General features: G+C 54.6%; 16 protein-coding genes. 4 read left to right on the top strand and 12 right to left on the bottom strand.

Annotated features, from left to right (window positions below; genetic code table 11):
- Nucleotides 1-21 precede the first annotated feature (21 nt).
- Complete coding sequence (locus JUJ53_RS22710) at nucleotides 22-3,138, top strand: efflux RND transporter permease subunit (protein ID WP_204154330.1); 3,117 nt, start codon at nucleotides 22-24, stop codon at nucleotides 3,136-3,138.
- Here JUJ53_RS22710 and JUJ53_RS22705 read toward each other — a convergent pair.
- On the bottom strand, nucleotides 3,119-3,976 hold the full coding sequence (locus tag JUJ53_RS22705) for a hypothetical protein (protein ID WP_204154329.1): 858 nt from the start codon (nucleotides 3,974-3,976) through the stop codon (nucleotides 3,119-3,121). The genes JUJ53_RS22710 and JUJ53_RS22705 overlap by 20 nt on opposite strands.
- 405 nt (nucleotides 3,977-4,381) lie before the next feature.
- On the opposite strand from JUJ53_RS22705, the gene JUJ53_RS22700 reads away from it, so the two are divergent.
- The gene (locus JUJ53_RS22700) at nucleotides 4,382-6,298 is read left to right on the top strand and encodes an ABC transporter ATP-binding protein (RefSeq protein ID WP_204154328.1); all 1,917 of its coding nucleotides are present in this window, start codon (nucleotides 4,382-4,384) and stop codon (nucleotides 6,296-6,298) included.
- Between the two features lie 10 nt (nucleotides 6,299-6,308).
- Here the strand turns inward: JUJ53_RS22700 and JUJ53_RS22695 are convergent, their stop codons facing one another.
- From JUJ53_RS22695 to JUJ53_RS22675, 5 genes are all read right to left on the bottom strand, one after another.
- Nucleotides 6,309-6,887 carry a CPBP family intramembrane glutamic endopeptidase gene (locus tag JUJ53_RS22695; RefSeq protein ID WP_343328018.1) on the bottom strand — a complete coding sequence of 193 codons (579 nt, stop codon included), beginning with the start codon at nucleotides 6,885-6,887 and terminating at the stop codon, nucleotides 6,309-6,311.
- 30 nt (nucleotides 6,888-6,917) lie between these two features.
- The gene (locus JUJ53_RS22690; protein WP_239125299.1) at nucleotides 6,918-7,967 is read right to left on the bottom strand and encodes a DUF3326 domain-containing protein; all 1,050 of its coding nucleotides are present in this window, start codon (nucleotides 7,965-7,967) and stop codon (nucleotides 6,918-6,920) included.
- Nucleotides 7,964-8,158: a hypothetical protein gene (locus tag JUJ53_RS22685; protein ID WP_204154327.1), complete on the bottom strand. Its 195-nt coding sequence runs from the start codon at nucleotides 8,156-8,158 to the stop codon at nucleotides 7,964-7,966. Before JUJ53_RS22685 ends, JUJ53_RS22690 begins: the two co-directional genes overlap by 4 nt.
- A gap of 67 nt (nucleotides 8,159-8,225) precedes the next feature.
- A complete protein-coding gene (locus JUJ53_RS22680; RefSeq protein WP_204154326.1) occupies nucleotides 8,226-8,552 on the bottom strand; it encodes a 2Fe-2S iron-sulfur cluster-binding protein in 327 nt (108 codons plus the stop codon).
- A 111-nt stretch (nucleotides 8,553-8,663) separates the two neighbouring features.
- The gene (locus JUJ53_RS22675) at nucleotides 8,664-8,837 is read right to left on the bottom strand and encodes a hypothetical protein (RefSeq protein ID WP_204154393.1); all 174 of its coding nucleotides are present in this window, start codon (nucleotides 8,835-8,837) and stop codon (nucleotides 8,664-8,666) included.
- A gap of 471 nt (nucleotides 8,838-9,308) precedes the next feature.
- On the opposite strand from JUJ53_RS22675, the gene JUJ53_RS22670 reads away from it, so the two are divergent.
- Nucleotides 9,309-14,480, top strand: coding sequence for a hypothetical protein (locus tag JUJ53_RS22670; protein WP_204154325.1), 5,172 nt, complete (start codon nucleotides 9,309-9,311; stop codon nucleotides 14,478-14,480).
- Here the strand turns inward: JUJ53_RS22670 and JUJ53_RS22665 are convergent.
- From JUJ53_RS22665 to rpmF, 5 genes are all read right to left on the bottom strand, one after another.
- On the bottom strand, nucleotides 14,477-17,473 hold the full coding sequence (locus JUJ53_RS22665; protein ID WP_204154324.1) for an NACHT domain-containing protein: 2,997 nt from the start codon (nucleotides 17,471-17,473) through the stop codon (nucleotides 14,477-14,479). The two genes, JUJ53_RS22670 and JUJ53_RS22665, sit on opposite strands and share 4 nt — an antisense overlap.
- A gap of 88 nt (nucleotides 17,474-17,561) precedes the next feature.
- Nucleotides 17,562-17,930, bottom strand: coding sequence for a clan AA aspartic protease (locus JUJ53_RS22660; protein WP_204154323.1), 369 nt, complete (start codon nucleotides 17,928-17,930; stop codon nucleotides 17,562-17,564).
- Nucleotides 17,927-18,202: a hypothetical protein gene (locus JUJ53_RS22655; protein WP_204154322.1), complete on the bottom strand. Its 276-nt coding sequence runs from the start codon at nucleotides 18,200-18,202 to the stop codon at nucleotides 17,927-17,929. The genes JUJ53_RS22660 and JUJ53_RS22655 overlap by 4 nt, the downstream gene beginning before the upstream one ends.
- 110 nt (nucleotides 18,203-18,312) lie before the next feature.
- Nucleotides 18,313-18,912, bottom strand: coding sequence for a sulfite oxidase-like oxidoreductase (locus tag JUJ53_RS22650; RefSeq protein WP_204154321.1), 600 nt, complete (start codon nucleotides 18,910-18,912; stop codon nucleotides 18,313-18,315).
- A gap of 187 nt (nucleotides 18,913-19,099) precedes the next feature.
- The gene (rpmF, locus tag JUJ53_RS22645; RefSeq protein WP_204154320.1) at nucleotides 19,100-19,279 is read right to left on the bottom strand and encodes a 50S ribosomal protein L32; all 180 of its coding nucleotides are present in this window, start codon (nucleotides 19,277-19,279) and stop codon (nucleotides 19,100-19,102) included.
- Nucleotides 19,280-19,465: 186 nt separating this feature from the next.
- On the opposite strand from rpmF, the gene JUJ53_RS22640 reads away from it, so the two are divergent.
- Nucleotides 19,466-21,115 (top strand): AarF/ABC1/UbiB kinase family protein, encoded by a 1,650-nt coding sequence (locus JUJ53_RS22640; RefSeq protein ID WP_343328017.1) that lies wholly within the window; start codon nucleotides 19,466-19,468, stop codon nucleotides 21,113-21,115.
- A gap of 14 nt (nucleotides 21,116-21,129) precedes the next feature.
- On the opposite strand, the gene JUJ53_RS22635 is transcribed toward JUJ53_RS22640, so the two are convergent.
- Complete coding sequence (locus tag JUJ53_RS22635; protein ID WP_204154319.1) at nucleotides 21,130-22,386, bottom strand: glycosyltransferase; 1,257 nt, start codon at nucleotides 22,384-22,386, stop codon at nucleotides 21,130-21,132.
- Nucleotides 22,387-22,561 lie beyond the last annotated feature (175 nt).

Raw genomic sequence — 22,561 nt, 5'->3', positions numbered from 1 at the left:
TTCTTCCCCCTCCATCAGCCCATGTTTGCCAACTTTTTCATCAAGCGCCCAGTCTTTGCCTCCGTCTGTGCGTTCATTGTGTTACTCGTCGGGTTGATCAGCATTCCCACCCTGCCCATTGCGCAATATCCGGATATTAGTCCCACCCAGGTGACGGTGCAGGCCAACTACACTGGCGCTAATGCGGAAGTGGTCGAAAGTAGCGTCACCAATGTATTGGAGCGTGAAATCAACGGGGTTGAGGGGCTGCGCTACATGACCTCCAGCAGCAGTAACAGCGGAACGTCCTCGATCACCGTCACCTTTGAGGCCGATCGCGACCCCGATATTGCTGCTGTGGATGTGCAAAATCGCGTATCTTCAGCCCAGCCGCGCCTACCGGAAAGCGTGCAGCGTACTGGGGTGACGGTTAATAAGGAAAACAGCAACTTTTTGATGGCGATCGGGCTGTTTGCTGAGAATGATGAATATGATGACGTGTTCCTCAGCAACTACACCGACCTGTACATGGTGGATGCCCTGCGGCGCATTCCTGGCATTGGTAATGTGATCATTTTTGGGGAACGCCAATATGCCATGCGCATCTGGCTGGATCCCAACCGCTTAGCATCTCGGGCGCTAACGCCTCAGGATGTAGTGAATGCCATTAATGAGCAAAATCTGCAAACCGGGATTGGGCGTATTGGGCAACCGCCCTTAGACGACGGACAGCAGTATCAAATTGACCTGCGTGCCGTTAGCCGGCTCACGGATGTATCGGAATTCGAGAACCTGGTGGTGAAACGGGGGGATGACGGTACATTAGTGCGCCTCGGTGATGTGGGCCGGGCAGAACTGGGAGCGGAAGACTACAGCACCTTCCTGCGATTTCGAGGCCAGGAGGCTGTGGGGCTGGGGATCGTGCAGCTTCCTGGCAGCAATGCCCTAGAGGTTTCCAGGGCGATCAAAGCGGAGCTAGAACGGTTGTCCCAAAGCTTTCCGCCAGGGATGCGCTACCAAATTGCCTTTGATACTACGCTGTATGTCGAAGAATCCCTTTCTGAGGTGATGTGGACGCTGCTGATTGCGATCGCCCTGGTGGTGTTCGTGATTTTCATCTTTCTGCAAAACTGGCGCACCACGCTGATTCCCGCCATTACTATTCCAACTGCCCTCGTCGGCACCTTCATCTTCGTCAACCTGTTTGGCTTTTCCATCAACAGCCTCACCCTGTTTGGGTTGACCTTGGCGACAGGCATGGTGGTGGATGACGCCATCATTGTGGTGGAAAATATCAGTCGTCTGATTCAAGACGAGGGACTACCGCCTGTGGAGGCGGCCATTGAATCCATGCGGGAGTTGACGGGAGCGGTGGTGGCCACCTCCCTGGTGTTGATGGCCGTGTTCATTCCCGTGGCCTTCTTCCCAGGCACCACCGGAGCCCTCTACCGCCAATTTGCCCTGACCATTGCCTTTTCGATTACCGTTTCCACCTTCCTAGCCCTAACCCTGACCCCAGCCCTCGGGGCTCTGTTGCTCAGACCCGATCGCCATGATGAGGGCTGGCTCGGCCATCTCTTCCAGCGCTTCAACCGTTTCCTGGATAGTACCCAGCGGAATTATCGCAGTTTCCTAGGGCGGCTGGTGCGGGTGCGCAGCTTAATGGTGGGTATCTTCATTGTGCTGCTAGGGCTCACGGCTCTCGTCTACACCAGTGTGCCCAGCGCCTTCTTGCCGGAGGAAGACCAGGGCTACTTCATCACCATTGTGCAGGCCCCGGAAGGTGTCTCGCTCAACTACACCAGCGATGTGCTGACCCAGATTGAAGACGAGATTTTGCAAATTCCTGAAGTAGTGGCCACCTTTGCCGTGGGAGGCTTTAGCTTCAGCGGCAGCACCGCCAACAGCGGGATTGTGTTTTCTACCCTGACGCCTTGGAAAGAGCGGACGGGCCCCGGTCAATCGGCGTCAGCCATCATTGGGCAACTATTTGGCACATTCTCCCAAATTACGGAAGCAAGGGTTTTTCCGGTGAATCCTCCCACCATTCAGGGGTTAGGACAATTTGGTGGATTTAACTTCCAGCTCCAGGATCGTCGGGGTAGCGGCCCTCTGGATGATCTGCTGGCCACCACCGGCCAGTTTCTAGGACAGGCTAACCAAACTCCTGGCCTGCAGGCGGTCTTCACCACATTTTCGGCGAATTCACCACAGTTTTTGGTCAACGTCGATCGCAATACGGCGAAAGCTCTCGGCGTCAACATTGACGATATTTTCAGCACCCTAGAAACAGCGATCGGCTCCCGCTATGTGAATGACTTCACCTTGGGGCAACGCAACTATCGGGTCTATGTGCAGGCTGATCAACAGTTTCGATCGAGCCCTGAGGATATTGAGCAAATCTACGTGCGATCGCAGGCCGGTGAGATGATTCCTATCAGTTCGCTGATTGATATTGAACCTACCACGGGTGCTCAAACCATTAACCACTTCAACCTGTTTCGATCGATCGAAATTTCTGGATCGCCTGCCCCTGGCTATAGTTCGGGAGATGCGATCAGCCGCGTGGAAGAGCTCGCAGCCCAGCTTCCTCCCGGCTTTGGCTATGAATGGGCCGGCACCTCCCGAGAAGAGATCGAATCTGGCGGACAAGCGCCCCTGATTTTTGGTCTAGGGCTCGTCTTTGTCTTTCTTGTCCTAGCTGCCCAGTATGAAAACTACCTGGATCCCCTGATCATTCTCCTGGCGGTGCCCCTAGCCGTCCTAGGCGCGCTCTCGGCCCAGGCCCTGCGCGGATTGGAAAATGATCTCTATTGCCAGATTGGTTTGGTGATGTTGATTGGTCTGTCGAGCAAAAACTCTATTTTGATTGTGGAGTTTGCCAACCAACTGCGCGAACGGGGCATGTCGATTACCAAGGCGGCCCTGGAAGCCTCCCGAGATCGCCTCCGACCCATTTTGATGACCGCCTTTTCCACCCTGCTGGGTATTTTCCCTCTGACCATCGCCACCGGAGCTGGGGCCGCTAGCCGTCAGTCTCTGGGTACCACGGTCTTTGGCGGCATGTTCATCGCCACGTTCCTGAGCCTCTTTGTGGTGCCGGTGCTGTACATTGTCATCTCCCTGGCCAGCGATCGCCTCATGAAGCGGTTTCGTTAATGGGCAGGGTGAGCCGACTGAGGGGAGCGATCGCTTCCTGCCGGTCGAGGTTGGGGCCGAGGGTCACCATGACTTGATCAAGCTGCTGGGTCAGCCATCGCTGAAACAGCCGATCCTGCAACTCTCGACGGACTTGATCGGTCAACTGAGCCGTCACGCGATTTTCCACCTGCAGCAGCGTCCACTGTTGACCCACCAGGATCGGGCCAATCAGGGTGCCGAGGGGAACGGTCATCACCGGCGATCGCACCGCCTCTGGCAGTTGGGCAATGGGGATCAGCCCACGCAGCACCGTCACCTGCTGGGGTTCTCTGCGCTCATAGGTTTGGATCACTTGATCCATTGTCAGGGTGCGATCGCGCAGGGATGGGGCAATCGTTTCCAACAGCGTTCCATCCACTGCCAGAATGCAGCAGAGGTCTGCCTCACTTAGCAATCCTTGCTGCTGCTGAAAATAGGCGAGGAGATCCGGCGCAGCAATCTTGGCTTTGAACTGTTCCAGCTTCAGGGTCAAGATCATCCGCTTGTGAAACACCTCACGGGTCAAATTCTGCGCCCCTAGCCAGCGGGCAAACGCCTCGTCAGGAATCAACCGTTGCTGCTGGCGAAACTGAGCGATCGCTCCCTCAACCTCCTCCACACTCACCGGCAGATCGGCATCCTGAGCTTGGATGGCTTGATGCACAATATGTTGACTGACAATATCCTGGATCAGCGGTGATAAGCGTCCAGACAATTGCAGGTAGCGCAACACCGTCCCTAAGGATAGAGACTGTTGATTGATCGCCAAAAACGGTACATCATCGAAGGACTGAACTGGCTCGCTTACTGAATGCATATCGTGGGGTTGGGCATCACTGCCCTAGATAAGTGGGGAGACGGGGATGACATCAGCCGTTCAGTGTGGGTGAATGAACAGCAAGAACTTTACCGACGCTGCTAAGATCCATCTAAATTAGAGCAAGATAGGTAGAGCTAGGTGATCCCCAGGGACTAGAAGAACATTGGGGTATTCATGCGGAGAGGTCGAACCCCTAGACGGTTAGACGTAAACCTCTCGGGTTCAGTGCCTACACCGGGCTGGTGCATTCTACCGCCATAGGCATTACCCTCTATAGTTTCTTTCACGCTAGTCCTCGATATGTCCGATAGATTTCTGGGCGGTTTATCTGAGATCCGTCGAGAAATCTATCAAGCCCCTCTGCCGCAAATCGTCCCACCTCGTTTATTACCTTCGATACCCATGAGTGACACGATTCTTGACGTTCGCAACCTCCAGGTTCAATTTCGTACCGATGAGCAAGTGGTGCGTGCGGTCGATGGCATTTCCTTCACTGTCCAACGCGGACAGACGTTAGGAATCGTGGGTGAATCTGGCTCTGGGAAATCGGTCACATCCCTAGCGGTGATTGGCTTGGTGCCTAGTCCTCCGGGAGAGGTGGTCTCCGGCGAGATCTGGTTTCAGGATGGCGATCGCCCTGAGCCGGTGGATCTGCGATCGCTGCCTCCTGAGCAGTTGCGCCTGTATCGCGGGGAGCGCATCGCCATGATTTTTCAAGAGCCGATGAGCAGCCTTAACCCGGTGTATACCTGCGGTTTTCAGCTGATCGAGATGATCCAGCAACATCAAGATATTCCCAAGGCAGAAGCTCGACGGCGCGCCATCAATCTCCTCCAGGAAGTGAAGCTGGTGGCCAGTGATGAAGACCTGGCCCAGGACTATCGGGATCAGCAGCAGGCGATCGGGGCAGCGCCGCCCTCGGATCGAGAGGTGATGCAGGCGATCGCTGAGCAAAAGCAGGCGATTTTGAAACGCTACCCCCATGAGCTATCCGGGGGACAGCTTCAGCGGGTGATGATTGCCATGGCTATTTCCTGCAATCCATCCCTGCTGATTGCCGATGAACCTACCACAGCCCTGGATGTGACGGTGCAGGCTTTGATTTTGGACCTGCTGCGGGAATTGCGCGATCGCCGAGGCATGTCTATCCTGTTCATTACCCATGATCTGGGGATCATCGCCGATATTGCCGATGACGTCGTCGTCATGTATCAAGGCAAAATTGTTGAGCAGGGCAGCGTCGTCGATATTTTTGATGCCCCCCAGCACCCCTACACCAAAGGTCTGCTCACCTGCCGCCCCCAACCCGATCGGCGGATGCGCTATTTGCCCACCGTCTCCGACTTTATGCAGGTGTCTCAATCTGCCGACGGTGCCGTCATCCTAGAGGAAAAACCCTTGGCTCAAGAGGATCTGAGTCGCATTGGGGAACAGATCAGTGATACCGAGGTAAGCGATCGCCTCACCAGTCTTACCCAATCCTCCCCCCTGCTCTCGGTGCAAAATTTGCAGGTGGGCTTTCCGGTGCGGGGGCTTTTGGGGCAAACCCAGCGCTATGTGATGGCGGTGAATGGGGTGAGCTTCGATGTTTATCCGGGGGAAACCTTGGGCCTGGTGGGAGAATCGGGCTGCGGCAAAACGACGCTGGCGCGGGCCTTGATGCGCTTAGTGCCTTCCATGGGTGGACGCATCACCTTCGATGCCCTGGATGTCACAGCCGTGCAGGGGCGCGAGCTGCGGATGCTGCGGCGCGAACTGCAAATTGTCTTCCAAAATCCCTACAGCTCCCTCGATCCGCGATTAACCGTGGGGGCAGCGATTATGGAACCGATGATCATCCACGGCACCCTGCGCCAGGCCCGTCAGCGCCGGGAACGGGTTCTCTATTTGCTGGAACGGGTGGGACTAGAGGCCAATGCCATCGATCGCTATCCCCATGAATTTTCGGGCGGGCAGCGGCAGCGGGTTTGCATTGCCCGATCGCTGGCCCTCAATCCTAAGTTCATCATTTGTGATGAGTCGGTCTCGGCTCTGGATGTTTCTGTGCAGGCGCAGGTGTTGAATCTGCTGAAAGAGCTGCAGGACGAATTTGGGCTCACCTACATCTTCATTTCCCACGATCTGGGGGTGGTGAAATTTATGAGCGATCGGATCATGGTGATGAATCAAGGCAAGGTCGAAGAACTGGGCCCCGCTGAGCAGATTTATCAATCACCCCAGAAGCCATACACCCAAAGCCTCATTGCCGCCATTCCCCTCGGCAACTTGGAGCAGATCCAGTATCGCCAAGAGCAGCGTCGCGCCGCCGTTAAGGGCTAGGGCTAGACCCCTAACTTTCAAGCTTCCACAGCAGGCTCGACACCATATTCGTGGTCATATGAGCGACGATGGGAATCAGCAGATTGCCGGTTTCGAGGGCGCTGAAGCCCAGCACGGCTCCCACCGTCGTTGCCCAGATCACGTAGGGCCATTGCTGCACACCACTGAAGTGCAGCACGCCAAAGCAAAGGCTGGATACCACCACCGCCACGCCATTGAAGCCTAGGGCCGGCAGCATCACGCCGCGAAACAGCAGCTCTTCGCTCAACCCTGGCAAAATACCTAGCCATACCAAATCAGGCCAGATCAGGGGTTTGAGCACCAGCTTCAGATAGAGATCAGCGCTGTATTGGTAGGCGGGCCAAAGTTGGTAGACCAGACTGCTGGCCACCGTGATGCCCAGCCCAATGCCTACACCAAGGGCGATCGCCGACACCGACAGTTGCACCTCCAAAATTGTCCCATCATCTAGCCAAAGCCAGATCCGGGCCACCAATAGCAATAGGATTGCCGTGACGCCCATGGCCGCCAAGATTTGGATGCGACTAAGGGGTTCAAACTCTGGCTCTTGAGGCAACGGTTTACTCACAGGACAGTTCAGATGTGGACAACGGGGGACTTATAACGGACGTAGGGGTAACAGGGTGGGCGTGAGCGCATCGAGATGGACACCGGCCCGCTCGGCAGCGATCGCCCCGATGGCTTCTAGGTATGACGCGACTCGCAGAGCTGGAAGCCCCAAGGTATCGGGAGAAGCTTGCATCATCGTCGAGTTGTCACCCACGGTAATCAGCCGGGCTGTTTGACTCAAGCCTAGCACTGCGGCCCCACCACAGGCACTGTCGGGAGCAATCAGAGTTTGAATTTGGTTGGCCCAAAGGCTATGGGCATCAACCCGATCGGTAAACTGCGGGGCGCGGCTTAAGCCAGCCAGCACGCAGGGTAAAAAGGTATAGCCAAGCTCCTCCGCCGCTGAGCGAGGGGAAATGCTGGGATCTAAGGGCAGGGGTTGCAGGGCCGGCGCATGGGCACAGGGCAGCCGAAAGGTTTTAACCACGAGGTGGCTAATCACCGCCTCTGCTCCCGCTAGGGGATCGACGCCCTGGCCCTGACGGTACTGGGTGAGGGCCTCGCTACCGACGTCATCGGGAAAACGGGCTACCACAGCGATCGCCTCCGCTCCCCCGCGATGAATAGCCGCTTCCACAGCCCGCAGGAGACTATCGGGACGTTGAATGGTGCCCCAGGTGGCTCCTGAGTCCGCCGTTTGCAGCGACACCCCTAGGGGCGCATCCGTGACCACATAGTCAGTTAAACTCAGACCCAGAGTGGCACGGGCCGCATCCGCCGCCTGCAACTGTCGCCAGCGCAGGTCAGATTCTATGCCCGCGTCCAACACCAGGCCAATGCGGTTTTGCTGCACCGGCCGCAGGCCCCAACGTCCGAGGGCCACCTGATCGAGCCCGTAGCCTTCCACATACAGGGCGTTGGCGATGGGCCAGTAGAGCTGGGCTCCGTTGAGCACATTGGGATGGGTAATTAGGCAATCCACCACTTGGGCGATCGCTCGTGCTACGGGCAGAGCATCACCGGCATAGCCACCGATAGCGGCACCGACGCCGGTGGGCACGATCAGCATGGCTGTGTAGGGCATCGAGATGGAGGTCATGCGTTCTGTTGTCTAGGGGCAGCCTGCACCACCACCGCTTCCACGATCGCCACCTGACGATCCGTATCCACTTGGGTAATTGCCCAGCGCAGCGGGTCGCCATAAACGGCGAGGGCCTGCTCAATGGCCGTCACCCGCTCGGCTTGTACTAGGGGGAGGGGGAGTTCTAGCGTCACAAACTGAGTCACCATAGCAGTCTAGCGATCGCCTTCTGTGGATTGGCAGCGCTGGTCTGTCTAGGGATAGGCCCTAGTCCAGTTACGCTTTATTTTGAAACTGACCAAACTGCAGGTGATAGACCGTATCTTCCTTCTCGGTCTCAATTTTTAGGTCAGAGCGAGGATAGGAGCAGCAGAGCAGCGCATAGCCCTGGGCCTGTAGATCGGGACTAACGCCCATGCCCTCGCTTTGGTCAACCTCGCCTTCAACTACCAATGCCGCACAGGTGGTACAAACTCCAGCATTACAGGACGAGGGCAGCTCCAAACCCTCATCCAAGGCTTTAGACAAAATGGTTTGATTGTCGGGCACTTGCAGCGTATAGGTTGTGCCTTGATGTTGAATCTGAACAGTATATTCGGCCATTGTTTGACTAACGTTTAACGAATTTTAAAGGGAATCTTAAACAGCAAAACCGTCTGCCACCGGGGGCAGAGCGATCGCACCCAACGTTTGGGGGTTGTTCAGCCGTTTTGATTAGACCGTAAAGGTTCGCTTGAGCTCATCAATCAGGTCATCGAGCTCCTCTAAGGCCTGGTTGACATCGATGCGCAGCGTACCCAAATCAGGTTGCTCTAGCAACTTGAGAAGCGATTCGCGCTTACGTTCTAACACGCTAATTTTGCCGATCATGAGTTGTGGGTCTAGCATTACAATTTCTTAGCGTAGGCTGCTTCAGGATTATACCGGGTGGAGACCGTTCCCTTGAAGGTGCCCCATATATACGGTAGGGCATTTCGGGACGAGGGATGCATCTTGGGCGATCGGAACTTGCGGGGGGACGAATCATCAAGTCCGACCCCGTTAGGATGTCAGATTTCCCGTTACCGACATACACTAGGGCAAAGGGAACGCGCCTCGCTGATGATCATCTGCCCCTAGGCTAGTCTAAACCTACGGGTCATGGCCAATCGCTTAGCCGCTATCTCGCAGCTACACCGTTTAATAGCATCACGGCATTCGCAAAACCTCTACATCTCGTCCTCCTGAGGCTTACGCACCGACTCTAAATCCGCCCTATTTAGATGTCCTGTTTATGCTTGAACGACTTCCAGACCGCTTTGTAGCGTAAGTCATGCCATCGGAAAGACCCTTATTGAGTTTATGATTCAGGCATCAACCATGTCTCAAGACGTTCTGGCCCAAGCACAAACCGGCGACCCTAAAGCAATCGAGCGCCTGATGAACCACACGACGCGATCGCGCGGTATTCGCACCCGTGTGGCATCCCAAGATGGTTATCTGCATATTTTGTTTGAGTCGGATCGAGTCATCGACCAAGACAAGATGACCACGTTCGTGCGCCATAGTCTTGTTCAGCTTCGGGTGGAGGCAGTTTCTGCGGTTATGGTGTATGGACGACAGCAGCACCAACCCCATGTCAACTGGACGAGCAAGGTACTGTTGGATAGTGAGCCTGCTGAGGACAGCGCAGAGGGTATTTCAGAGAATAGTTTAGAGGGTATCTCAGATCATGTGCCCGTCGCTCCACCCACGGCACCTGAGTCTGCAAACCATGACCTGACCTCATCGTTATCCGAGCCCAGCGAGCCCCCATCCGAACAATTTGAGGCAACCTCTGATCTGGAAACTCCCGTCGTCCCCGAAGCTGAAGACTATCTGGCGATCGCTGAGCCTACGCAAGCTACTGATACCGACGACTTTTCTCCAGCGCCCCCGCCTGAGGCAGTGCCGGACGATTATGCTGACCAAGGTCTAGCGGATCAACGTGTCACCCAAGATGATGCTACGTCCTCAGGTTTGATCACAGATGAACCGAAAGCTGAGAGTCAAGATAGCGATTGGGATAGCCTCAGCCGTTTTGACGTTGGTGAGACAGTAGACGAACCGAAAGCTGAGAGCCAAGACAGCGAGTGGGACAGTCTTAGCCGTTTTGACATCACTGACACAACAGATGCAGAATCCCTCCAGGTCGATGATGTTTCCTTCGCAGATGTAGAGTTTACCTCAGGCAACCCCGATGCCCTCACCGGTGCTTTGGGCGATCTCCAAGGCGGCAATCCTTTTCAACTACTATCCCCTGCATCGGAGAACCTTCAGTCAGATACGGCTGACGTGGCGACTGAACAAGGGATAGAGCCTACTGCCGATGAGCCGGAAACGGAAGATAGTCTAGATCTAGACATGGACGATGATGCGGCAGAGCGCAATGCTGCCATGGAAGAGTTGCTCGACAACTGGGATGACGATGCCGCCGACCAGCAGCAACCAGACTTTGAAATGCCGTCGGATGATGAACTGCGGGCTGTGCTCTTTCCCCATGGCGATCTACCGGAGCCAAATTTCCTAGAAGCAGAAGATCATGGCTGGGGTGATTTGGCGATCGCTCCCGATGTGGCCCAGGCTGATATCTCGGAAGGCAACGAAGACTTGGATGATGCCGATCTGGATGACCTGTTGTTTGCCAATGAGGCGGCTGCTAAATCTCCGTCGAGGGATGAGTTTGACTTAGATGCTTTTGACGGCATAGATGAAGACGAAATAGATGAAGACGAAGCTGAGGTTGATGGGGAAGCGATCGCCGAGTCGGTCTGGCCTGAGGAGGCTACAGATACAGCAACAGATACAGCCGATCTAGATGATCTAAATGATCTAGATGAGTCGCTGATGTTTGCCGATCAGGTCGATCAGTCAGCAGATAACCCATGGGCGGAGCTGGATGAGGTTCAATCTGAGGCGGCAGATCGTGACGATCTAGTGTTTGACGATGCCGCCATCGAGGATGGGGCTGAGAGTATGGATGGGGGCGATCGCGTCTTTGAGGATTCTCTAGAAGATTCTTTGGCAGAAGGTTTAGATCAAGACGATTGGGGCATTGAAAAAGCTCTAGCAGAAGGGCTTCAGCATGAAGATCTCATGGGTGACCTCATGGGTGAAGAGTCTGAATCTGAGGATCTCGATCTGGAAGATTTCATGGAAGATGCTTCAAACGATCGTGACGATTTGATCGTTGAAGACCCTCTGGTCGAGTCCGCCAATAGTGCAGATCTAGGTTTTGAAGATCCTGCCTCCGAGGGGTTTGATCTAGACGATTTTATGTCTGAAGAATCTGTGTCAGAGGCACTAGGGACTGAAGATTTTGTCTTTGAAGAACCTACGTTAGAAGGTTTGGACAACGATGAAGACTTAGTTTTTGAAGAGTCTTTGACAGAAGCCACGGATAGTGCAGATCTAATCTTTGAAGAACCTGCCTCTGAGGGGTTAGATCTAGAGGATTTTACGCCTGAAGAATCTGTATCCGAGGGTTTTGATTTAGAAGATTTTACGCCTGAAGAATCTGCGTCAGAGGGCTTAAGTGCTGAAGATTTCGTCTTCGAAGAATCTGTATCTGAGGGTTTTGATCTAGAAGACCTGATGGCTGAAGAATCCGCATCGGAGGGCTTAAGCGCTGAAGATTTTGTCTTTGAAGAACCTGCGTTAGAAGATTTGGACAACGATGAAGATTTAGTCTTTGAAGAGTCTCTGACAGAAGCCACGGATAGTGCAGATCTAATCTTTGAAGAATCTGTATCCGAGGAGTTTGATCTAGAAGATTTTACGCCTGAAGAATCTGTATCCGAGGGGTTTGATTTAGAAGATTTTACGCCTGAAGAATCTGCGTCAGAGGGCTTAAGTGCCGAAGATTTCGTCTTCGAAGAATCTGTATCTGAGGGGTTTGATCTAGAAGACCTGATGGCTGAAGAATCCGCATCGGAGGGCTTAAGCGCTGAAGATTTTGTCTTCGAAGAGTCTGAACTAGCAGGTTTAGAGCCTGACGATCTGGTCTTTGATGAATCTCTGACAGATTCCACGGATAGTGCAGATCTAGTGTTTGAAGAACCTATATCCGAGGGTTTTGATTTAGATGACTTGATGTCTGACGGATCTACATCGGAAAGCTCAGATAGCGAAGGCTTCGTTTTTGAAGACTCTTCGGCAATCCAGGAAGATCATGCAGACTTAGGGATGGAATTCTCCGCAACCGAGAGTCGCGATCGTGATGATCTAGGCTTGGAAGAAACAGAATTTCCGGGGTTGGAAGAGCTGGATATGGCTACAGAATCCAGTGATGAAACGACTGATCTTGAGGCTTTAATCTTTGAGGAACCGGGTTTAGATGCGCCGGATGGTTTAGACAGCGCCATGGATGAAGCATTCGGAATGTCGGCGAACGATGTCGCTACTAATTCCGTAACGGATTCTGTCGATGACTGGTCAGCAGACTTAGAATCTCCCACCATGATTAGCTTGATTTCGGGAGAAACGGAGGAGGCGATCGCCCTCCCAGAGTTGACTGAGATGACGGATCTGACTTCGCCCCTTGCCGAAGCTTGGGATGCTGATCACGATTTGGATGCTGATCACGAGGAATCTGGTTTAGACCAGACCACCGAGGCAGCGATCGCCTCGGATGTTGACGACGTGCTGGCGGCTTTGGATGAAATGGCCACCAGTCCGGTGACTGATAGTTCAGACCTAGATGAATGGTCGGAGCTTGAGGCCGAGTTTCATGAATCTGCCCCGTTTGCAGATGCCGATCTGGATAGATTGGATGAACCTGCCTTTGACGATGACGATACCGATCGCCTAGAGTCAATGCTCTTTGGCCATGAACCCGATCCGTCTCCAGAGGATGATCCGTGGGGAGGAGATGATCTGGGTGGTGATGAGGTGGAGGATGCTGCGTCGGCGCTTTGGGAAGAAGCGATCGCTCTCTCCGAGCCTCCTGTTGCGCCTTCTGATCACGATGATGACCTAGAGTCGATGCTCTTGGGAGAAGAACCGTCCCCTCACGATGATGACCTAGAGTCGATGCTCTTAGGGGAAGAACCGTCCTCAGATCTCACCGCTGCGCCCTGGGAACTGCCTGTCGATGGAGACACCGAGCCTGACTCGTCGCCAGACGATCTAGAGGCTCTGCTGCAGGCCGAGGCAGAAACGTCTGAGACTGAAGGCGCATGGGATGATGGGGCGACGGCCAGCCTGAGCGACGATGCTGCGTCTTTCTTAAGTCCTTCAGAACCCTTGGGTGATGCGGCGGATGTTTGGCCCCAGGCAGATACGGTGGATGAAGCGCTGGATGCCTGGTCTATCGATGCTGAGGATCCAAACGTCTTAGATAACCTGCCGTTGACCGATGCCGATCGTCCAATTCTAGACCAAGGTGCCAGTCAGCCCTTACCCTTTTCTGATTTTCCTGACTTCCCAGATTTTCCTGTCGATGCTATCAACGACACCTGGGTACCCCGAGATGAGGATCCGGGTGAAGAGGGTTGGCTAGAGCCCAGTGCAGCTAGCTCAGAGGAGCCTGCAGATCCTCCAGAAACTCCGCCAAGCCTTGCGGATCTGCCCTCGCCCCAAGCGGAGCTCTTGCAGCAGCGAGCCCAAATTATGGAAGCCCTTGGGGATGCGATCGCTGCCCTTGCATCTGAGGACACCACCTTAGAAGATGGCAGTGATGCCCTGAGCGGTGGGCATGAATCGTTCCATGGAACCGAAGCGGCTGATTTCGACGACGATCTTGACGATGATGATCTTGACAATGACGATCTTGACGACGACTTTGGCCTGCCTACCTCCAATGAGTATGACGATCTCATAGCCCTTGGAGATGCGATCGCTGCTATGCCCATTTACCCGCCTGCTGAGCAAGGCTGGGGCATGACGGTAGACCATGAACCGGTCGGTCACTTGGAGCATGATGATGTCTTCGATCGTCACGACTCTGAATCAGCAAACAGGATAAGTGTGGACGAGAGCGTAGAGGAGGATGATCGGGAAGCGATCGCCCCTGTTGAGCAAGCGCAACCGATAGCAGTTGATCAACCTAGTGCTCAGCCTGCTCGGGTAGCGCCGCCAGAGCAACCTGACCGTCCGCTCTGGATTGAGGTGTCTGTCCCCAGTCGTTCTGTCCAACCGACGTCTCAGCAGGATGCTGACGCGTTTGAACCAAGGCTCCCCAAAGAACTGGAACCGGTTGATGAGTCGCCGATCAGCGTTTTCAATCGTCCTGAAGCCGTGGTGCTGCTGCTGTTTGTGACCGTGCTGCTGCTGTGGCAGGCGTACCAATCCCTGATTTCTGACGCAGCTCCCGACGGATCGCTGACGGTACGAGAACTAGCCCGTCGCCTAGATGTCAACCCCAGCACCATCAACCGCCGGAAAGCCCAGAATGACTTCCCGGCTTGGTCGCAGTTTCTAGACCCGGTTGGCATCGCTTGGGTCTATGTGGATGGGGTTTTCTTGCCCCAGCTTGGCGGCTTGCATGAACCCGAGAGCAGCGCATCTCTCTAATCGGGAACTCGCTGCTCTCGCACCAGCCGCAATCCCTCCCACACTGGCATGGTCTGGGCACGACGTTCATCCAACACCACCCAGAAGGCGTAGAGGTTAAACGTCGATTCAACCCCATCGCGATAGGTTTGGGCCAAGCTCTGGCACTGCTGCCGCGATCGCTGATTGAGGCGCAGCAGGCGGGGCGATCGGCTGAGGCGTTCATAAATATCGGCTAGGTCATACCACCATAGGGCGACAAGGGGCGTATAGGCGCGCAACCAGGTTAGATCGGGCGATGGGATGGGGGAGCGATCGCGAATGATCTTCCTAGCCAGGGTTTGGGCTTGGGGTAAGGGCACGAGGAGGGCCTGTTGGCGATCGCGAATATGATTGATATCCTGCATCCAGCCTGCCAGATGTCCATGGTGGAGAGAGGGACTAGCCTTGAGAGCGAACGCTTGCGCCATATCCTGTTCAAGGGGCAAGGCTTGGGTCAAGAGGCGTTGGAAGGCGCGATCGCGGGCTCGACTCAGAGCAACTTCGCGATCGCGGGTTTGGGGATGGGGAGCATGGCGAGAGGCCGGCCGGGGGGGCAGGGTCGGAATGGTCAAGGTTTGGGCTAGGGTTCGGATACCATCAGCGTCGCGATCGCCGGCCCGATGGAGCTGCATCAGCCATGCCGTGCGCTGATCGTCGGACATGCCATGGAGCACCAAGCCGCGATCGCCCTGACACCAATAGATTCCCCTGGAGGACGAGACTGGATAAGCTTGGGCTTCCTCAACTGTGGGTATACGAATACGGCTATCGCCCACAAAGACCGATGAATCACCTTCTAAATACAAATCGCCTAAATTACCACATCGATAGGTGAGCCATGCACAAAAGGCTTCGGCATCCTGGGCCCGAATGCCTTGAATGGGATCCTGGGCTGTGCCAGGTAAGAAGCGATCGCCCTGCCAATGATCGGGATGATGATTGTTACCTGCTTGGCGCATTTCATCCACGAATAACTGATAGTCTGCCTGGGTGATCAGGGTTCCATCAAGGTCTGTGCGATCATCAACCCGCAGCAATGCCTTCAGCCGTCGGGATAATTGGACTTCCACAGCTAAGCGAAATAGGTCGCCATCCGTGGACTCCAAACCTTGTTCTAGGGTTGTCGCCAACTCCTGTCGCACAGAGCGATCGCTCATGCTCAGCGATTCCCGCATACAGTCATAGGCTAAGGATAAAGACTCCACGGTCTGTCGCTGCAAGGCAGACCAGACGATATCACTCGCATCTTGCTGGGCTGCATAGAGACGAATGGTTTCTTCCCACCAAGGATCATCAATATTGCGAGTGAGCAGCATGTCCTGCTTCAGCTCCTTAATCTGCACTGCCGCCAGGTATTCTAGAAAACTACGATGGGCAAACTTATAGATACCCGCCCGTTCCTCCACCAGCAACCCACTGCCCGTTTCGATATACTGCAAAAACTCCTCGGGATACAGCGCATTGCCCGCCACGGCATCCAGTTGCTGTTGGATCACCAAGCCGCCGGTGACAATAGAACATTCCTCACTGCGATGGCGCATCCGATTGAGCGCCAGCACCTGTAGCACCGACTTTTTCTGCCCCGCCGTCAGCGATCCGTCCATACCCTTGGCATCCTGCCGCCGTCCTAGCAAGACATCGCAAATTTCAGCATACAGCTCTACCCGCCGCCCCGGCAGTGCTCCACGAAAACAATGCACCGTCGCAATCATCGTCAACAGTAGGGGATTGGTCGCCATCGCTGCCAGGGGTGGGTTCCGCCGAATGCGATCGATCAAATCGGCTGCCTTCCGATCTGCCATCAATCGCACGCCTGGATCATCCTTACCTAGACGACTCATGAGTTCATTTTGCAGATACCAATTTTGGATAAATTGCTGCACCTGGATGATCGTAAATGGCTTAACTTCCAAAAGTGCTCCAGCTTTACTCAGCGGTGCTGTACGATAACCATGGGGACGTGAGGTGACAATAAATCTCACCGTAGGATAAGCCTGAATCTGATGATCAACCCAGCGACTGACGACCTGCCGCTGTTCAGGATCGGCCACCTCATCCAGCCCATCTAGCATCACCAAACATCGCCCTCGCTGCAGTTGAGTTTGGAGCCAGCGGGGCGGTGGCTTTAGATCCTGCACCGTGGGCTGCTGTTCCCATAGGGTCGCTAAGTTGAGAGTAGGCTGCTGAGCGATCGCTTCCCGTAATTCCCGCAGGGTAAGCAATACAGGCAAGAGCTTTGGGGCTTTTGGGTGATAGCGACGCTGACGGCGTTGGGCATAGGTCAGGGTCAGATGTTCCAATAGCGTTGACTTCCCAGAACCGGGTGCGCCAATAATCACCAATCGCCGAAACGTAGGCTGCTGCACCGCTAGCACATCCCAGATCTGTAAGTTACTGCGTGCATCCGCATCGCGAATCAGGGCAGACGGTATACGATCCAAACTGTCGGGCGCAACCCGCAGGGGCACAAAAACCTTTTCTAGATCTAAAACAAAGGGGCCGCGGGTGCGTAGTCCTTGGGTTTTAAAATCCCGGTATTCATACGTGAGACTTTGGGTGTAGCGTTGCTCAAACGGCGATAGCAACCGCCACCAGAGCCCAATCGCTGCCTGCTCCAACCCATCCACTACCCAGGTTGCCAGCGGTTCAATCCGTTCCTCCAAACGCTCTTCCACCTTGTCTAGGATGCGATCGGTCAACTTGCGGGCAAACTGCCCCATGATCACCAATCCCGTCAGCGCCATGGTCACTAGAATGACACCGATCGCCTCTAGCCACTGCCCTTGCTGCAGCAGGGCGATCGCTGCCACAATACCAACGCCCGACCCAGAAAGCCCCAGGTAGCTAGCCCATTGGCGAATGCGGTTGCGACGCTGACTACGGCGCTCCTCAGGACTGAGGGGAAGCAGAGTAGAGTCACTGGATGTGGAAGTGCTGGGAGTAGGGTCGCTGGGGGGTGGGGTGTCTGACATGGGACGATGATGGAAGGTCTTTCCAGTCTAGTCATTCAGGAACGCCGCCGCCTGTCTAGACAGGATAGATATTGGAGGGGCGATCGCTCTATAGGGCTTCGAGCCTGACTATGCCGCCCTCAACTATGTCCATCTGTAATCTATATCCATACAGTAACGCCATGCCAATCAGCGGTTCAGTATCAGATTCAGCAACGTCAATTTCATAATACTGTCCATCCCAAATGACCGTCACTGCATATAAATCAAATAGTGTCTCGCGACCATCTCCCAAGGTCACCCTATCTGATGCATTCCAAGGTAAATCGAGAGCAGAAATAATGCTAGAAGGCAAGGTTAGAAATCCGTTAAATCCTGTATCAATCACAGTATTAACCAACTGCCTCTGCCCACTTGTATTTCCGATGACCAGAGGAAGAGTAGCCTCACAGCGTTGATTGACAATCCCCTGAATCATGGATGCTTAGGCAGGCTCCGCGCTCCAAAGTGATACACAGCACGATGTCCAATACGGATGACCCAAGGTTGTGCATCAGGATTACGATCGAATAACTGACGGGTGGCAGGTAAGATAGTGTCAGCAACCTCAAAGTTTCCTGTTTCAATATCAATGGCTACGATTTTGCCATCATTCCCAGCTTCAACCTGCTGCCGAATGTGAGATTCGTAGAGTTGCTGCCCACGTTGAGCTAATTCTTCTTTGCTGTAGCGCCTCTGTCGAATAGCCATGGCTACACCGTGCTCAATGGATCTTAAGTATAGCGAAATCTATCAACGACCTAGAGAGCGATCGCTCCCTAAGTTCGAGTCAACAACCCATGCTAGAAGGCGTCTTGACCTCAGGGGCGATCGCTATACCGCTGCATGGCCCAAGGATCACCACGATGGTGGTAGCCATTGCGTTCCCAGAAGCCCAGGGCTGGCTGATCTAAAAACTCCAAACCGTTGATCCACTTGGCGCTCTTCCAAGCATAGAGATGGGGCACAACCAGGCGCAGCGGGCCGCCGTGATCCGCAGGGAGGGGCTCGCCCACCAGGGTATGGGCAAAGAAATTTTCATCGCGCATCAAATCATCGAGGGCGATATTGGTGGTGTAGCCGCCGTAGCAATGCTGCATCACGTGGACAGCAGCAGGATCAAGGTCAACCTCGCGCAGAAAGTCAGTGACCCGAACGCCCGTCCAGGTGACATCCAGTTTCGACCAGGTCGTTACACAATGGAAGTCGGCAGTGAACTCGGTTTGGGGCATTGCCATCACGTCATCCCAGCTCAACGTTGTGGCGGTTGCTAGACCCCAAATCTTGAACTCCCAATCGTCGATGGCAATCTGCGGCGTCGATCCATAGGTGAGCACCGGAAAGCCCTTGGCTAAATGTTGCCCCGGCGGCACACGATCTTGTTGATCAGCGGTGGGTTTTGAAAAGAATTTTCCAGCCATGGCGATCGCTTGTTGAGGAGGACAACGGGTATCTACCCTGATCTAGTTGTAGCGCGATCGGGTGACGGAGGGATCATTGCCGGCCCATGAAAAAACGAGGCAGTGACGCCTCGCTAAAACCATAGACACTAAAGCCACAACAGCTTGAATGGGGTGACGAGCAGCCCGTTGCTGTGGCAAGACGAGGTTATTCGTCTTCATCTTCATCGTCGGAGTTCTCTGGGTAGTAGAACCCTTTAGCTCGTCCGGTCAAAATGGACTTACCTAGCGAGAGAGCACGCTGCGCTTGCTTCTCAGCTTTGCGCTTCCAGGTTGCTCTCCGCATACTGCGTTTGGACTTGGACGTTTTCTTCTTGGGAACCGCCATGACTGCGTATGCCGAAATTTTTCACAACCTTTCAAGTATACAGCATATCTATAGACCTGACTATGCCCTAAGACGCAAGGCATTTGAACGGAAGTTCGTTACTATCAAACCAGTTGGGTCTGCGCCGAGGGGAGCGATCGCGTTTCGCATCGGTCGGAGTGTCTCAAGAAACGTTTAGGAGAGCTTGTGCTGGAATTCACTCGCAATACGTCTCGGGAAGGCGAAATTCTAGAAGTTGTTCTGCGGCGCGGTTGGGACTATATGCGGCGGTTGCTGAGTGGCAGCAAAACCGATGAACCAGAACCGCCCCCGCCGGAGGTGCTGCGCAGTATCTTGGTTGATCTAGGGCCTGTCTATGTGAAGCTAGGGCAGTTGTTGAGCACCCGCCCAGATTTGCTATCGCCGGAGTACATCGCGGCCTTAAGTGAGCTGCAGTCGGGGGTGCCGCCGGTGCCGCCAGCCGAGATCGAACGATTTATCCGTCAACAGATGCCCCAACCAGTGACGGAGGTCTTTTCTGAGTTTAACTATCAAGCGATCGCTGCCGGATCGATTGGGCAAACTCATCGCGCTAAGCTCAAGAATGGTCGTGATGTGGCGGTGAAGGTGCAGCGTCCGGGCATTGAAAACCTGGTGGCTCGGGATGTTGCCATTATTCAGTACATTGCCAAGCTAGTATCGGCGACTAACTTTGGGCAGCGCTATAACATCGTGGCGCTAGCAGAAGAATTCAGCCGTGCCATTCAGGCAGAGTTGGATTTTAGCCAGGAAGCTAGCTATACTGACCAACTGCGACAAAATTTATCCAAAAGCCAATGGTTTGATCCAAGTTTAATTGTGGTGCCAGAGATTATCTGGGAGCTGACCACATCCAACATCATGGTGATGGAATGGCTGCAGGGCAAGCCCTTGCTGACGGCAGAGGTGCAAGCGTCGGCTGCTGGGCAAGAACTCAATGAGCGTCGCAGCGAGATTAGCCAGTTGCTGTTTCGTGCCTTTTTCCAGCAATATCTAATTGACGGCTTTTTCCACGCTGATCCCCATCCGGGTAACTTGTTTTATCTGGATGATGGCCGCGTCGCTATTTTAGACTGCGGCATGATGGGCACCCTCGACCCCCGCACCCGCACTACCCTGACGGAGATGATTCTGGCGATCGTGAGCACCGACGCCCAGCGTTGCACCCAGCTCACCCTGCGCCTAGCAGAACCCATGCAGCCCATTGATCTAATTCAGCTAGAGTCAGACTATCGACGACTGTTGCGGCGCTACTATGGTCTGAGTTTGGCGAACCTCAACTCGGCGGAGGCGTTCAGTGAAATTTTGCAGGCCGCTAGCCGCAACAATTTGCGCTGGCCGTCCAATATTGGGTTATTCACCAAGTCGCTGCTGAACCTAGAGGGAGCTGGGCGACAGTTTGATCCATCGGTGAACCTGTTGGATGAGGCTAAGCCGCTGATGGTAGACTTGTTCCGTCAGCAATTGGTGGGCAATGATCCGGTGCAGGCGCTGCTGCGCACGGCGCTGGAGTTTAAGGAACTGTCCCTAGAGTCACCGCGCCAGTTTGGCTTTTTGCTGAACCGTCTGAGCACCGAAACCCTCAAATGGAAGATCGATATCCAGGGATTGGAAGACCTGCGCCGCAGTATTGATGACGCCGCCAACCGACGATCCTTTAGTACGCTAGTCGCGTCCTTGGTGATTGGGGCCGCCATCGTCACCACTGGCCAGCAAACAACGCAGATTCAACTGCTGAGCAATGTCCTATTTGCGGTCGCCAGCTTGGTAGGACTGTGGTTGATGATCAGCATTATCCGCTCGGGACGTTTACGATAGCCCCCTCAAGCATCCTAGACAGGACAGGATGAGCTGAGGGCTGATTCTTCCAGCTTTTTGAGATCATGGGTGCTATGCACAAGCAAATCCCGTAGCTTTGTCGCCCCAATGCGGCTATCAAACTGGGAGAGCACCGCTTGCCGACCGGCTTTGCCTAAGCGATCGCGCAATGCTGGGTTTTGGATGAGACGGGCGATCGCCCCTGCTAAGGCCTCCACATCGCCCGGCGGTACCAAGACGCCAGTTTCTCCATCCACAATCATATCCACCACGCCCCCGGCCCGCGTGCCTACCGTGGCAACTTCCACGGCCATAGCCTCTAGATAAACGACGCCTAGGGGCTCTTGATGGCTGGCCAAGACGAACATATCAGCAGCCTGCATTTCAGCTAGGCATCGATCTTCACTCACCGAGCCCAGGAACGTCACCTCCTCCTCTAGGCGTAGGTCACGCACCAGTTGCTCTAAAACCGGGCGTTCATTGCCTTCCCCAGCAATATGCAGGTCTAGCGCCAGCCCCTGCTGCTTCACCAACGCGATCGCCTTGAGCAACACATCAAATCCTTTGCAGGGAGCCAGACGCCCAATGCTGACCAATCGCGTTGGCGCATCCGCCTGCTTCGATACCTGGGGTACGGGCACCCACTTATGGGGATCCACGCCATGGCGGGTCATACTGAGGCGATCGGCGGGCAAGGTTGGACAGGTTTGCTGCACCTGCTCCAGCATCCAACTGGCCACCACCGTCACAAATTCTGCCCCCAGAATTTTTTCCCGCATGGCCCCACCCCAGTGATTCACAGGGGCACAGAGCGTGAGGGAATAGGGCACTTGGGTCAACTGCTTAGCCATCATGCACAAAATCGCGCTGTTGGCAGGCATGGGCGTATGCAGGTGCTCAATTTGATGGCGACGGAGGGTATGAGCCAATTGCAAGGCCGGTATCAGCAGAGGTAAGACCGATCGCAGATTCGGTTTTTGATACACCGGTAACGTTAACCCCAATCGGATGCAGGCGAGAAGTTGGCCAGGGCAGTGAGCGATCGCCCATGCCAACTCTTGGATAACATCCTGCCAGCGTAGAGGAACCAGGTAGACGGTTTCAGCCTCAGCAGCAGCCGTAAACTCATGTTTGCCACGGGTGGCATGGGAAGGGCGGCGGGTTGAGATAATAGTGACATCAAGCCCTAGTTCACGGAGATGACAGATTTCGCGCCAAGCCCATACATGGGTTTGCCCCGGCCATTCTGGGATTAAGTAACCGATTTTCATAAACTTTGAATACCTTGACGACGAAGGTCAACAATGGGGGGATGATTGGAGGATCCAGTCATGATCGATCGAGCATCGAGGGTGGCGATCGCCCGATGGGAATCTATGGGGATGACATCGCATAGGATCTGTTGACCAGACTTCTTCAACACAGCCTTGCTTGTATGGACTCTGA

The sequence above is a fragment of the Leptolyngbya sp. CCY15150 genome (assembly GCF_016888135.1).
Lineage (GTDB): Bacteria > Cyanobacteriota > Cyanobacteriia > RECH01 > RECH01 > RECH01.
Note: the sequence above shows the minus strand (reverse complement) of the source record. Positions and strands in the feature narration are given on the sequence as shown.

Bases quoted from the DNA above. Each gene is read 5' to 3' on its own strand.
- JUJ53_RS22710 (WP_204154330.1), top strand. From the start codon at position 22: ATGTTTGCCAACTTTTTCATCAAGCGCCCAGTCTTTGCCTCCGTCTGT.
- JUJ53_RS22705 (WP_204154329.1), bottom strand. From the start codon at position 3,976: ATGCATTCAGTAAGCGAGCCAGTTCAGTCCTTCGATGATGTACCGTTT.
- JUJ53_RS22700 (WP_204154328.1), top strand. From the start codon at position 4,382: ATGAGTGACACGATTCTTGACGTTCGCAACCTCCAGGTTCAATTTCGT.
- JUJ53_RS22690 (WP_239125299.1), bottom strand. From the start codon at position 7,967: ATGACCTCCATCTCGATGCCCTACACAGCCATGCTGATCGTGCCCACC.
- JUJ53_RS22685 (WP_204154327.1), bottom strand. From the start codon at position 8,158: ATGGTGACTCAGTTTGTGACGCTAGAACTCCCCCTCCCCCTAGTACAA.
- JUJ53_RS22680 (WP_204154326.1), bottom strand. From the start codon at position 8,552: ATGGCCGAATATACTGTTCAGATTCAACATCAAGGCACAACCTATACG.
- JUJ53_RS22675 (WP_204154393.1), bottom strand. From the start codon at position 8,837: ATGCTAGACCCACAACTCATGATCGGCAAAATTAGCGTGTTAGAACGT.
- JUJ53_RS22670 (WP_204154325.1), top strand. From the start codon at position 9,309: ATGTCTCAAGACGTTCTGGCCCAAGCACAAACCGGCGACCCTAAAGCA.
- JUJ53_RS22665 (WP_204154324.1), bottom strand. From the start codon at position 17,473: ATGTCAGACACCCCACCCCCCAGCGACCCTACTCCCAGCACTTCCACA.
- JUJ53_RS22660 (WP_204154323.1), bottom strand. From the start codon at position 17,930: ATGATTCAGGGGATTGTCAATCAACGCTGTGAGGCTACTCTTCCTCTG.
- JUJ53_RS22655 (WP_204154322.1), bottom strand. From the start codon at position 18,202: ATGGCTATTCGACAGAGGCGCTACAGCAAAGAAGAATTAGCTCAACGT.
- JUJ53_RS22650 (WP_204154321.1), bottom strand. From the start codon at position 18,912: ATGGCTGGAAAATTCTTTTCAAAACCCACCGCTGATCAACAAGATCGT.
- rpmF (WP_204154320.1), bottom strand. From the start codon at position 19,279: ATGGCGGTTCCCAAGAAGAAAACGTCCAAGTCCAAACGCAGTATGCGG.
- JUJ53_RS22635 (WP_204154319.1), bottom strand. From the start codon at position 22,386: ATGAAAATCGGTTACTTAATCCCAGAATGGCCGGGGCAAACCCATGTA.